Annotated in this window: 10 protein-coding genes and 1 tRNA gene; 6 read left to right on the top strand and 5 right to left on the bottom strand. The window is 60.6% G+C overall.

What is annotated here, in order from left to right; all coding sequences use genetic code 11:
- Window positions 1-94: 94 nt before the first annotated feature.
- The 4 genes from Asbog_RS00645 to Asbog_RS00630 all read right to left on the bottom strand — a co-directional run bounded on the left by Asbog_RS00645 (window position 95) and on the right by Asbog_RS00630 (window position 5,309).
- A complete protein-coding gene (locus tag Asbog_RS00645; RefSeq protein ID WP_062163722.1) occupies window positions 95-2,233 on the bottom strand; it encodes a Hint domain-containing protein in 2,139 nt (712 codons plus the stop codon).
- 524 nt (window positions 2,234-2,757) lie between these two features.
- Complete coding sequence (locus Asbog_RS00640; RefSeq protein WP_062163721.1) at window positions 2,758-3,618, bottom strand: hypothetical protein; 861 nt, start codon at window positions 3,616-3,618, stop codon at window positions 2,758-2,760.
- A complete protein-coding gene (locus tag Asbog_RS00635; RefSeq protein ID WP_062163720.1) occupies window positions 3,615-4,622 on the bottom strand; it encodes a ferritin family protein in 1,008 nt (335 codons plus the stop codon). The genes Asbog_RS00640 and Asbog_RS00635 overlap by 4 nt, the downstream gene beginning before the upstream one ends.
- A gap of 18 nt (window positions 4,623-4,640) precedes the next feature.
- The gene (locus tag Asbog_RS00630; RefSeq protein ID WP_062163719.1) at window positions 4,641-5,309 is read right to left on the bottom strand and encodes an ATP-dependent Clp protease proteolytic subunit; all 669 of its coding nucleotides are present in this window, start codon (window positions 5,307-5,309) and stop codon (window positions 4,641-4,643) included.
- 184 nt (window positions 5,310-5,493) lie between these two features.
- Between Asbog_RS00630 and Asbog_RS00625 the strand changes: the two genes are divergently transcribed.
- The 6 genes from Asbog_RS00625 to Asbog_RS00600 all read left to right on the top strand — a co-directional run bounded on the left by Asbog_RS00625 (window position 5,494) and on the right by Asbog_RS00600 (window position 12,134).
- Window positions 5,494-6,489, top strand: a complete 996-nt coding sequence (locus tag Asbog_RS00625; RefSeq protein WP_062163718.1) for a hypothetical protein — start codon at window positions 5,494-5,496, stop codon at window positions 6,487-6,489.
- Window positions 6,490-6,588: 99 nt separating this feature from the next.
- Window positions 6,589-7,794, top strand: coding sequence for an LL-diaminopimelate aminotransferase (locus Asbog_RS00620; protein ID WP_062163717.1), 1,206 nt, complete (start codon window positions 6,589-6,591; stop codon window positions 7,792-7,794).
- A complete protein-coding gene (locus tag Asbog_RS00615) occupies window positions 7,791-9,104 on the top strand; it encodes a homoserine dehydrogenase (RefSeq protein WP_062163716.1) in 1,314 nt (437 codons plus the stop codon). Before Asbog_RS00620 ends, Asbog_RS00615 begins: the two co-directional genes overlap by 4 nt.
- 84 nt (window positions 9,105-9,188) lie before the next feature.
- Complete coding sequence (glpX, locus tag Asbog_RS00610; protein ID WP_023979732.1) at window positions 9,189-10,181, top strand: class II fructose-bisphosphatase; 993 nt, start codon at window positions 9,189-9,191, stop codon at window positions 10,179-10,181.
- 21 nt (window positions 10,182-10,202) lie between these two features.
- Window positions 10,203-12,011 carry a single-stranded-DNA-specific exonuclease RecJ gene (gene recJ / locus Asbog_RS00605; RefSeq protein WP_062163715.1) on the top strand — a complete coding sequence of 603 codons (1,809 nt, stop codon included), beginning with the start codon at window positions 10,203-10,205 and terminating at the stop codon, window positions 12,009-12,011.
- A 47-nt stretch (window positions 12,012-12,058) separates the two neighbouring features.
- Window positions 12,059-12,134 (top strand) — tRNA-Glu (locus Asbog_RS00600).
- Window positions 12,135-12,378: 244 nt separating this feature from the next.
- On the opposite strand, the gene Asbog_RS00595 is transcribed toward Asbog_RS00600, so the two are convergent.
- Window positions 12,379-13,248: a helix-turn-helix transcriptional regulator gene (locus Asbog_RS00595; protein WP_062163714.1), complete on the bottom strand. Its 870-nt coding sequence runs from the start codon at window positions 13,246-13,248 to the stop codon at window positions 12,379-12,381.
- Between the last annotated feature and the right edge of the window lie 48 nt (window positions 13,249-13,296).

Raw genomic sequence — 13,296 nt, 5'->3', positions numbered from 1 at the left:
TGAGCGCCCTTGCGTCCAAGCATGCCTGCTGGAGAATCGAAAGGGCGCCCCCCGGCGCCCCTTCAAGACTCGATATCCACAGGATATCAGCGGATCAGTGTTGCATCTGCTCCGAATAGACAAGCGTCAGATTATCGTTGGCCGTGTCCAGATCAAACCCCGGCAGCGGACCGTCCTGTGCAATCGCATAGGGGCCGCCAGCCAGAATCGATACATGCAGCGTGCGTGGCAGAGCCGATGGCTCAAGCTCGATGAAAGCCGAACCATTCGTCCAGCGATGATGCCCCTGCTCGAGACCGTGCCATCCGGCCAGACGAGCCTGTTCGAACGGGGCCTCGATTTCCCTGTCCATCATCTCTTCCCAAAGCGTGATGCGGTGAACCAGCACGCCAAGCTCCCGGCGGTCATCAATGAACGGGCCCACAACGTCACATGGCCGCGCAGCACGTGAAGCAAGCCTCAGACGCTGGACATTACCGGGGATGAGAAACATGTACATGCTGTTGCGTATGCCGCTCGGATAGATCACCGCACCATGTTCCGAAACAAGATGCAGCGCCGGGTCGTCAGTTGTTTCCACATGCCTGGGTGTGGCGCCGGCACGCTGCGCGATGGCCGCATGGATCGGTTCAACGAATGCGCGTGAGGTATCGATGGCCAGGGCGGGAGTGACATCAATCACGGCCGATCCATCGGCCGTTCCATGCTGCTGCGCGAACTGGGCACGATTGCCGGTGTCGAGATAACTTTCGGTCAGCGCACCCTCGGCCCACACGGGCTCATGGCTGTCCAGTCCAACATGGTAGTAATCATAAACCTCGATCGTGCGATCAAGGAGCACCGACACACCATTAACCAGCATACGCGCCGGAACCATCTTGCCTTCGAAGACCAGGCAATGTTCCTGAGTCACCAGAAGATCGCGCTTGGGAATACCGTCGCCCAAGGCGCCGGCACAGATGCGTACCAACCACTCCTGCTCCGGTGAGGGCTGATCGAGCACGTTGAGGCTGTTTTGCCCCAGCCAGCGAACTGGCATTGAACCCTTGGGGGTACTGACGAGCTGGCCTATTTCGAGCGCCTCGACCGCAATCTCACCTTCCGGGGTGCGGATCAACGTGCCTCTCGCGAAGCAGGTCGTGTAGACAAGATTGCCAGCGCCATCATCCACAAGGGCGTAGCCAAGAGAGTTGGCCATGTAGATATTCAGCGTATAGGTGCCTGTGGTCGTGACGATATCCACACCGTTTGTGCTGGGTACAACGCGCAACACACTCGATTTCGGCACGCCTTTGAGTGTAACCGTATTTCCGTAAGTCCAGCCCTGGATCACGACATCCGGCATGGGTAGGCCATTCAGGACAGGACTGGCATTGCCTGCGGACGTATCAATGAAGCGGCGATCACCAACGACACCGCTGTCCAGTGTCACGGTACCCCCGGACAGGACCGTGACCGACGCCTTCAGCGTTGAACCCGGCAACAAACGAAGATTTGCGTTCGCCCCGACCGACACCAACATGACGCTGACGCCGCTCTGGACATTGACCGTGCCATAGGGATTGACGGTGCCACTGAACGACTGGATGATGTTCGCACCCTGATAGACGTTTACAACACCACCATTCGAGGTGAACGTTGGCATCGAGTCCGTGCTGGCATCGGCTGTCCAGTTGACAGTGCCCCCATCGACCGTGAGGCCAACAGCGCCGTAACCACCCAGATTAAGCGTTCCCCCGGTGCCGACCGAGCCCGACAGATAAAGCCCGCCGCCTGTGATATTGATCGTGCGACCGGACGTCAGCTCAAGGCCTGCTTTCGAGCCGTTGAGATTGCCCGAGCTGATGGTCAGTGTCCCACCGGCATTCGCTGCAAAGCTGTAATTGTCGTAGGGACCCGTCGAGGTCATGGCGAGTGTGCCACCGCTGATCTGGACATTCGTCACATGTCCATTGCAGCTTATTGTCGCACCCTGGCCGATGGTCTGGTTTACTGCGGTTGCCCCAACTGCGACTATTTCTTGCGTTCCGGGGCCAACCAAGGTGCCGCCGGTCATTGTGCCGCTGTTGACGAAGGCGCCGCTCAGGACAGCGCCGGTTGCGGCAGAAAGTGTGGCTGTCGCCTGCACTGTTGCACCGATGACAACGCCGCCCTTGTTGACGAGAACGCTATCACCTGCAGCGACAAGAATATTGGATACGACCTGACCGGATAAGATAGACGAGGTGGCCATTGCTTGCTTCTTTATTTTATCATTGCCTTTGCTCGATCAATAGAGAAGCGAACCTCCGATCCGGCAACCAGCGCTTGGCAAGACACGGGATTTGGAAGGGTTCGTCCACCATATCAAAACGGCAAACTTCGCTTGGCGATTAACAAACAATATTTAAATACGCAACGAATATAAGTAATTAAAACGATACGAATTATTTCTATATTCACAACAGGCAATTAACGATAAATCGTTAATTGTCGCGCAGATCTATTCTACCTATTAACTGCATTTGATGACCTTATTGCTGGAAACCGCGACAGAGCATCACCCTCGACCTTCAATACCTGTCGGCCCGGGTCCCTCAAAGGCTACGCCATACGATATGTCGTTACCTGCTGCCCAGTAGCCCCTGTCTGTTTCGCGCACAGGGAAAGGCGTTTCATATACTTGAGTTTTTTGTCTGATTAGTCAGAAATATTATACCAATCCTATACGGACTCTCGGCCGCGACAATGTCTATTGCGGCATGAAAGCCCTCGCCCTCAGCCTCGTCTTTTGCGAAGATTACGACCGGCGTCCCACAGGCGCAGTCCGCGCAGCGCCATATCAGCAATGCCGGGCAATAGCCGGGGCTGCATCAGGCCGGGATCGAAAGCCGTCATGCGTCGCGCGTTCTCGCGATAGCAATCTTCGACAAAACCCCGGAACGAGAATCCATCGAGAAAGAGATTGGTCTGGGTCACCGCGAAATCGCGCCCGTCATTAGGCTCCTGCCCGCGTTTCACCATCCCAAGCAGTCGGCTCAGCGCGCGTATGTAGAAACGCAGCGATTTGACGGAACGCCTCGTCCGCCCAAGGCCGCGGCGCTTTTCTCGCCAGGCCATATAGTTGATGAAGAAAACGATATGCCGCGTTTCCTCGAACATCAGGATGTCGAAAATCTCGAACATCTTTTCGGGCAGAAACTGTGATTGACGGGCGCTTTTGAAAGCCCCGAAACCCAGAAAAGCGTCAAGGCACTCGCCAAAGCCAAAGTCGATAAAGGCTGTTTCGAGATCGGCAGGGAATTTCTCAAGCGGCTGCTTGCGCGCGTCCAGACCGTATCGTTCGATCATGACGCGGATCAGATCGGCGTGGCGGGCTTCTTCATAGCCCTGAAGCCGTACCGCCTCCTTGACCTCAGGATCGATGATCTGGGGAGTGAAGGCATCGACAATTGCGCCGGCCCGGCGCTCGGTGTGATACACCTCCTGCCAGAACGGTACGGCGCGGAGCCGGGTCAGTTCCTCCTCTGTCAGCTCGGGCCACGGCAGGGTTTCCGGATCGAAAACCTGATGCGTATCGATAAACTGCTGACAGAAGTAATGCTTATGGGCTTCTGACCCCGGCTCAATCACACTCATGCAGGCGCGTGCTGCTCCTTATGCCCGAGGCGGGCGCGCACGGCCCCCGATGCTTTTCCCCACAGACGATAGGCAGCCAGCCCGGTCTTGACGAGTGTCGGTGTCGTAGTGGGACGCAGCAGGCGGTGGTCGTAACCGGAGAAGCGGCGGTCATTTTCATCAAGGCAAAGCTGCATTAGCTCTGGCACCTTGATGTCCACGTCCGTCATGTCCTTGGCACCGGTCACCGTGAAATTGTTGTCCTGCGTGTGCTCGTTGCCCTCGGCATCGATCGAACGGGCCAGATCCATGCGCTCATAGGCGAGGAACGCCCAGACACCCAGAACACGCGCTTCAAAAACAGGGCGCTTCCACCACGGCATGGTGGCGCGATGCCAGGCCAGCCAGTTGGCAAAAAGCAGGATATGACGACACTCTTCCTGCATCACAGGCTCGAACGTCTCGATCAGTTCCATGGGGAACAGACCGGCACGCTCGGCAAGGGCAAACAGACCGAAGGCAAAGAAGCTATCCACACATTCCGAGAAACCGGTCACCAGATACGCCCACTCCGTGTCTTTCGGCTCGATATAGGGCGGCTCGGGGGCCATCGGGATGTTGTAGGCTTCAACAAGCTTGGAGAGCACCTCCTTGTGGCGGTTCTCCTCCCAGGCATTGCGACGCAGGGCGTCCTTCATGTCGGGATCATCGATCATGTCGGCATAGGCCGCCATGCGCAGGCGTGCCTTGCCTTCGGTCTGCACGGCGATATCCCAGATCGGCAGCGAGGTGATGCGATGCAGGGTCTGCGGGTCGAGCTTGGGCCACTCGATGACCGACGGCTTGTAAGGGTTGAAAGTCTCCCTGAACATGTCGGCTACGGCGCGCTTGTGTTCCTCAGTGCCCGGCTTGAGCGGGCCGGGAATGGCGCTGCTCCAGTGACGGGCTTCGAAATCGGCCTTGGCCAAGGTCTTGTCTGACGGCGCATCGGGAAGATGGCTGTAGAGTTGTTCAAGACGTGACATGAGAGAGACTTCCTCTTCTTATTCCTTGATATCGCTCATCTTACTGATGACGCGCGAGACGAGACCATAGGCAATGGCCTCTTCTGCCGACATCCAGTGATTGCGATCCGTGTCCTTGGCGATCTTCTCGTAGGACTGACCGGTTTCACGAGCAAACAGTCGGTTCAGGCGTTCGCGCATCTTGATGATCTCGCGGGCCTCGATATCGATATCGGTTGCCGGGCCACGAACACCGCCCATCGGCTGATGCAGCAGGAAGCGCGTGTTCGGCAGACACAGGCGACGCTCGGGACGACCTGCAGCAAAGATCAGCGCGCCAGCCGATGCCACCCAGCCCGTGCCGATCATGTTCACGGGAGCAATGGAATCCACAAAGCGGATCATGTCATGAATGGTGTCACCACTCTCGACATGGCCACCCGGTGAATTGACGTAGATATCGATCGGCTTGTCCGAAGCTCCGGCCAGTGCAAGCAGACGACCTGTGACATCACGGGCCACCTTATCGTTGACGCCGCCAAAGATCAGCACCTTGCGCTGCTCGAACAGCTTGCCCTCGATTTCGGTACCGGGGGCCTTTTCTGCGGGCTCCTTGGTCTCCGGGGAGTCGGGGTTCTGTGTATCGGGATCTTCATCATCGAGACGTGGTGCGATACGGAAGATGTCCTGAGGCGTCGTGCCACGCATTACGGTGTTCCTATGTCCATACAGCCTGTTCATCCCTTCTATGTTGCGCTTGATGGGCGGCCCTCACAAGAGCCCCGCCAATTTTTGCTGGGGATCAGGCATCTCGCCACGGGGGGCAGGAACGGTTAGGGTGACGCGAGCGCGGTGAACCCGGACAAGAAACTCATAAGGTCGATCAGAAGAAATGCAGAAAACAGGCTGGCTGCACAAAGGCCTTGTCATGACAGGCATGGCGTCGCTCACGATGCCCCTGGCCGCCTGCGGTCACAGAGACGCCGTCGATACGGTCGGTAACTGGTATCATCAGTACCAGGGCGGCGAGATTGCCAAGCAGCGCCCCCCTGCACCGGGGGCTCATGGCAACTACCCCCATGTCGGGCTCACACCAACTGCCCAGGTCGATCTGCCCAGTGCCCCGGCCCGGAAGGCTCTTACAGACAAGCTGACGCTCCAGCGCAACCTCAGCCAGCATCTGGCCGTGGCTGACGGCCCACTCATCATTCCGGCGCCGCCGCCGCCACCGCAGCCCAAGCCACGCCCCTCCGGCGATGACAGTGGCTCATCGATGAGCGTTGTGGCACCCGGCCAGACACCGCCAGCGACGCCTGCACCAGCAGCGGCACCGGCAGCGGCACCGGCTGCTGCACCAGCGCCTAAACCTCCGGTTGCCAAACCGGCAGCGAAGAAGGCTGCGCCAGCCGAAACAGTGCCGCCCGAAGCCGCCCTGCCTGAGGTCACACGTTTTGCGCCGCCGCCGATCAAACCGGGCGAGCTGCCGCAAATCGGCGATCTGCCGCCCCAGGCGCCACGTTTTCCCGGCTTCGATATTCCGCGCGATGCCGCCCTGCCGGACATTGCACCGCCCTCTTATGATCTGACCGAGCCCCATGGCACGCTGATCCGTTTCAAGCAGGCCTCCGATCAGATCGCGAATGGCCAGGACGGCACGATCGGCAAATTCCTCGGCACACGAGGCCCTCATGACGTGGTCTATGTGAAGGGTTTTGGCGAAATCACGTCATTCCGCCCTGAAGAGCAGGTTATTGGCATCAAGCTCGGCCTGCTGCGCGCGCGCGTGGTGGCACAGACCCTGATTCTGCACGGCGTCCCCGCATCGGATATCCGTCTGAGCGCCGGTGCGCTGGGGCGTGGCGCGAGAATTGACCGCTCGCCTTACTGAGGACGGTTCACCCGGTTCTGGAAACAGGTTAGTGAAGATTGTCGGAGTCGCCCTGACTCCGGTAATTTTATTTCAACCCTGTGCCCCCGAGCCGAAAAAATGACCGAAGAGTTTCACCGTATCCGTCGCCTGCCGCCCTATGTCTTTGCCGAAGTGAACAAGGCCAAGGCCGCGGCCCGAGCGCATGGTGAAGACATCATCGATCTGGGCATGGGCAACCCCGACAGCCCCACACCGCCCCATATCGTCAAGAAGCTTGTCGAGACCGTGGCCGACCCGCGCAGCCATCGCTACTCGGTCAGCCGTGGTATTCCCGGGCTGCGTCGTGCGCTGGCGGGGTATTATGAGCGCCGCTTCGGTGTGGATCTGAACCCCGAGACCGAAGTCATCGCGACGCTGGGCTCGAAGGAAGGTCTGGCCAATCTGTCCTCGGCCATTACCAGCCCCGGCGACACGATTCTGGTGCCGAATCCGTCCTACCCCATTCATCAGTTTGGCTTCATCATTGCGGGCGCTTCGGTACGCTCCATTCCCGCCACGCCGGATGAGGACATGTTGCGCGCGCTTGAACGGGCAGTGCGCCATTCCGTCCCCAAGCCCACCGCGCTCATCGTGAACTTTCCGTCCAACCCGACGGCCTTCACGGCATCGCTGGATTTCTACAAGGAGCTGGTCGCTTTCGCCCGTCGCGAGCAGATCTGGATCCTGTCCGATCTGGCCTATTGCGAAATCTATTTCGGTGACGAGCCGCCACCGTCGATCCTGCAGGTGCCGGGCGCCAAGGACATCGCGGTCGAGTTCACCTCACTGTCGAAGACCTATTCCATGGCCGGCTGGCGCATGGGCTTTGCCGCAGGCAACCCGCATCTGATCCAGGCCCTCACACGCATCAAGTCCTATCTCGATTACGGCGCCTTCACCCCCATTCAGGTGGCGGCCGTCGCGGCCCTGAGCGGCCCGCAGGATTGCGTGGCCGAAATTCGGGACATGTATCGTGAGCGTCGCGACGTGCTGATCCGCGGGCTGCATGCTGCGGGTTGGGACGTCCCCTCTCCCCAGGGCTCGATGTTCGCCTGGGCGCCTATTCCGGAGCGCTTTGCCGAAATGGGCAGCGTCGATTTCAGCAAGCTGTTGCTGAAAGAGGCTGGTGTGGCCGTGGCCCCGGGTCTGGGCTTTGGTGAATATGGCGAAGGCTTCGTTCGTATCGGTCTTGTCGAGAACACGCAGCGCCTGCGTCAGGCTACGCGTGCCATCAAGACCTTCCTCAACAAACACGGCGTCAAACAGGCAGAGGCAGTTTCGTGAACGGTCAAACACTTCATCTTGGTATTGCTGGTCTTGGCACGGTCGGGGCTGGCGTGGTGCGCCTTCTGCGTGAGAACGCCCAGGCCATTACTGCCCGTGCCGGACGGACCATCGAGGTGGTCGCTGTCTCGGCCCGCGATCGCACCCGCGACCGTGGCGTCGATCTTGCCGGTCTGACCTGGCATGATGACCCCATTGCGCTGGCCAGTGACCCGAAGGTCGATGTGGTGCTGGAACTGATTGGCGGCGCAGAGGGGTCAGCCCGTACGCTGGTCGAAACCGCCCTGAAGGCTGGCAAGCCGGTCGTAACCGCCAACAAGGCCCTGCTTGCCATTCATGGTGCGGCTCTGGCCACGCTGGCCCGCGAGAACAACACCTCCCTGCTGTTCGAGGCCTCGGTGGCAGGCGGCATCCCGGCCATCAAGCTCGTGCGTGAAGGTCTCGCGGCCGATAATCTGGTGCGCGTTGGCGGCATCCTGAACGGCACCTGCAACTACATCCTGACCGCCATGCGCGAGTCGGGCCGCGATTTTGGCGATATCCTCGCCGAGGCGCAGGCTCTTGGATATGCCGAAGCCGACCCTTCCACCGATGTCGATGGCTGGGACGCTGCCCACAAGCTCGCCATACTTGCCGGCCTTGCCTTTGGTCAGCCGGTGCGGTTCGACAGCCTGCATGTCGAGGGAATCCGCAACATCGCCGCGTGCGATCAGGCCTTTGCCCGCGAGATGGGCTATCGCATCAAGCTGCTGGGCAGTGCGCGCCGTGATGAGCAGGGCGCCATCGAGGCCTCCATGCGCCCATGCATGGTGCCGCAATCCGCTCCGATCGCGAATGTGGACGGCGTTTTCAATGCTGTCCTGACCGAAGGCGCCTTCAGCGGCCCGATGCTGATTGAAGGCCGTGGTGCGGGTGCAGGACCGACCGCCAGCGCCGTAATGGCGGATGTGATCGATCTCGCCCGGGGAACAGCCCTGCCCGTATGGGGGATGGACCCACGGCCCGAAATCGCCTGCGCCCCGCGCGAAAACCTGGCCGGGCAGTATTATCTGCGCCTCTTTGTGCAGGATCGCCCCGGCGTGGTGGCCGATATCACAGCGGCCTTGCGCGACTATGGCGTATCCCTGCGCGCCCTCTCGCAACATGCGGCGGAAGAGGCCGGAAAAGCGGCTTCTTCACAGACGGTTGTTCCCCTGGCGCTTGTCACACATGAAACCAGCGAGGCGGCCATGCTTTCCGTCCTGACGGCCCTCGAGCCCCTGGAAACTGTCGTCGGCACACCGCTGCTCATGAAAATCGAGACTGTGTGATGTGGCAAAGGCGGCACATCCCGGCATAACAGGGCGTGTCGCAATTCCGGCTCAGCTGGATAGAGTACAGATAGGATATACCGGATGCCTTTCTCTCCTAAGTATAAAGTGACGGATCGCAACCTCGCGCTCGAGCTCGTGCGCGTGACAGAAGCTGCGGCCATCTCGTCATCAGCCTGGACTGGCCGTGGGGAAAAGAACGAGGCTGACGGTGCAGCCGTCCAGGCCATGCGGGCCGCTTTCGACACCGTCGCGATCGAGGGTACGGTCGTGATCGGCGAGGGCGAGATGGACGAAGCCCCGATGCTCTATATCGGCGAAAAGGTGGGCGCCGGCGGTCCCAAGATGGACATCGCCGTCGACCCGCTTGAAGGCACCAATCTTTGCGCCAAGGACATGCCGAACGCCATGACGATGGTGGCACTGGCCGAGAGCGGTAACTTCCTCCATGCGCCTGACATCTACATGCAGAAGCTGGTGGTGGGCCCGAACCTGCCGGACGATCTGATCGATATCGACGCCCCGATCGAGACCACACTGCGTGACCTTGCCAAGGCCAAGGGCAAGGATATCTCCTCGCTCACCATGTGTGCGCTCGACCGCGAACGTCATGAGGAGCTGATTGCCCGCGCCCGTGAAGCTGGCGCTCGCGTCATGCTGCTAACCGATGGCGACGTTGCTGCCGCCATTGCGGCCTGTATGGATGAAAGCCGCGTGGACATCTATGCGGGTTCGGGTGGCGCGCCGGAAGGTGTTCTGGCTGCTGCAGCCGTGCGCTGCGTGGGTGGCCAGATGCAGGGCCGCCTGATGTTCGAGGATGAAAGCCAGATCGAGCGCGCCCGCTCGATGGATCCGGGCAATGACCCGACCCGCAAGCTCGGCCTGCATGACATGGCCCGTGGCGACGTGCTGTTCTCGGCGACTGGTGTCACGACCGGAACATTGCTGCGCGGCGTGCGCTTCTATGGCCCGACCGTTGCCCGCACCCATTCCATCGTCATGCGCTCCAAGTCTGCCACGGTGCGCTTCATTGAAGGGCGGCACAATTTCACCACCAAGACGTGGGCAGGTCACTGATCCCACCCTATAAAGGAGCGTATGTCTGACGCTCCTACGATCATCGCTTCGCCAGAACCGGTTCTTTCTGTCCACGAAAGTGGTAGTCAGCGTTCCTGGGTCTGGCGCGATGACAGGCTGGCCAGCGGTGATGGTCGCATCGCCCTGGCCATCGCGCAACGCGCCGCCATTCCCGAATTACTGGCCCGCATCCTGCATAGCCGCGGGGTCGATGCCGCCCGTATTCCTGCTTTTCTCGACCCGAAACTGCGTGACTGGTTGCCAGACCCGTCCTGCCTGACAGGCATGAACGATGCTGCCCTGCGACTGGCCAATGCCGTCAAGGGGGGTGAGACCATTGGCGTCTTCGGTGATTACGATGTCGACGGCGCCTGCGGCACCACCCTCCTGACCGAAACCCTTCGCGAGCTGGGGTGTCCGGTCTTTTTCCATATTCCCGACCGGCAGAAGGAAGGTTACGGCCCCAACGGGCCAGCCCTGGAAGGCCTGCGCGCCAAAGGGGCGAGCCTGCTTATCTGTGTCGATTGTGGGACGGCCGCCGTTGATCTGCTCACCAGCCTCAAAGAGGGTGGTGATATCATTGTGCTGGACCATCACAAGCCAGACGGGGCCATTCTGCCTGACTGTCTGGTGGTCAACCCCAACCGCCTCGATTGCGAGTCGGGGCTGGGGCATCTTTGCGCCACGAGCGTTGCCTTCCTTACGCTGATTGCTACCTGCCGGACGTTGCGCGCGTCGGGCTGGTTTGACGCGCATGAGGAGCCTGCCCTGCTGCGCAAGCTCGATCTGGTGGCACTGGCCACCATCTGCGATGTGATGCCCCTGCGCGACCTCAACCGCGCTTTCGTCGCCCAAGGCCTGCGCGTGATGGGCCGTGGCGAGCGGCTGGGCCTATCCACCCTGGCTTCCGTGGCAGGGGTGAAAGAAACAGCCAGCGCCATGGCCTGTGGCTTTGCCATCGGGCCACGAATCAATGCGGGCGGCCGTATTGCGCAAGCCGAACTCGGGGTAAAGCTGCTCCTGAGCGACGATGCGTTCGAGGCCCGGGCGCTGGCCGAAAAGCTCGATGAAATCAACCGGCAGCGCCAGACTGTCGAGGCAGATATCCTCAACGATGCCTATGCCCAAGCCGAAGCGCAGCTAGAGGCTGGTCACGCGGCCCTGTTCCTGCATGGCGAGGACTGGCATCCGGGTGTTGTAGGTATCGTCGCCAGTCGTGTCCGTGAGCGTTGCAACAGGCCTGTGCTGGTTGGCGCCCTTCAAGATGGCAGGATCAAGGGCTCGGCCCGCTCTGTGCCGGGCATCGACCTTGGCGCGGCTGTGATCAATGCCTGCCAGTCGGGGTTGCTGCTTACCGGTGGCGGTCACGCCATGGCGGCCGGGTTCTCCCTCGACGCAGCAAGGGCAGCTGAATTTCACCAGTTCCTTGACGAGGCGCTTGCTCCGGCCAAACTCCGCCCGCGTCACGACTCACTTTGCATAGACGGCGTACTGACCCTTCGCGGGGCAACGACGGAAATTGCCGCACAACTGGCACGCCTCGGCCCCTTCGGGGCTGGCCATGAAGAGCCGGTCATTGCCATCAGCCGCGTTCGTGCCGTCAAGACCGAGCGTATCGGGCGCGATGGCAACACGCTGCGTGTCATCCTGCAGGGCGAGGATGGTGGCAGGCTGCGTGGTCTGGTCTTCCGCGCCGCAGACAAGGCTTTCGCTGCCCTGCTGGAAGACCGGGCCATGCCGGTGCTTCACGTGGCGGGGCAACTGCGCTGCGAGCAGTGGAACGGTCAGGATATGCTGAGCTTTTTTATTTTGGACGCTGCCACGATTTAGGGTTGACCCCCATCCGGGGGTGGGATAATCAGCCGCTCACGCCTCCAGTCCCGTTCGTCTAGAGGCCTAGGACACCGCCCTTTCACGGCGGTAACACGGGTTCGAATCCCGTACGGGACACCACGCTACAGGCCGGATTTTTCGGTACAAAGCGATGACGCAGATGCGGAATTCCTAAAAAACAGAACAGCGTTTCAAGTCGGACAGTCTGGCATTTCACTGCCTGTTCGTCTGTTATCCTGCCCCCCGGCAGAGTCGGGAAGTTCACGGCCAATCCCTTACAGGCAAACCGTGTCGCTCGTTCAAACACGATTATCCGCCAGCGGCGTCTTGAGCCTCTAGCCGCGGCTTGCCCGCATCCGACACATCACATCAGTGCGCGCCACCCCCGGTCAGCCACCGGGACGCCACTGTCCGGAAATGTCTCTGCCATAAGGCGCTGGATGCGCTCGAGATCGCCTTCCGTGGCCGGATTATAGATGATCAGGCCAAGATCTGGCCGCCCATCGACAGCGAACCCTGAATATTCGAGTTCGATCAACCCCACCGCAGGATGTTGCAGGCGCTTGGTTCCCTCACCCTGCTGCAACACGTCATTATGCTGCCAGAGCGCCGCGAAATCCGGGCTGGCAGCGCTCAGCTCAGCAACAAGCCTGTCGATCTCGGCAGAAGCACCGGCCCGCACCACATCGGCACGAAAAGCCGCGACCACCGAATAGGCGAGGCTCGACCAGTCCGTCTGCATCGCGCGTATACGGGGCGTACAAAAGACGATCTTGAGGATATTGCGGTCTTCCCGCGCCAGCTTGCTGTAATCCGTGAGCACACAGGACGCAGCCCTGTTCCAGGCAACGACATCCCACAGGGGCGTCTTGACGATGGCTGGGCTCCAGGTGAGCGCATCAAGCACGCGTTGCAGCCGCGGCGTGATGCCTTCGGCCGCCCTGTACCGCCGTTCCGGCGGATGCCCAAGCGCCAGCATATACAGATGCTCCCGCTCTGCTTCGGTCAGCAGCATCCCCTTGGCAATACGATCGAGCACATCCGCCGAGGGCGAACCCGCCCGCCCCTGCTCAAGCCAGGTGTACCATGTGGGGCTGATATTGGCGCGTTGCGCGACTTCCTCCCGGCGCAGCCCCGGCGTGCGTCGCCTTGTGGCGGGAAAGCCAAAAGCCGCCGGATCGAGACGATCACGCCTGTCTCGCAGATAGGCGCCAAGGGCGGTGGGAGATGTCACGGCAAGCCTGTCAGTGCTGATACTATGATAACGTCACTACTGTAACAG

The sequence above is a fragment of the Asaia bogorensis NBRC 16594 genome (genome assembly GCF_001547995.1).
GTDB lineage: Bacteria > Pseudomonadota > Alphaproteobacteria > Acetobacterales > Acetobacteraceae > Asaia > Asaia bogorensis.
This window is presented reverse-complemented; position numbering and strand designations above follow the sequence as displayed.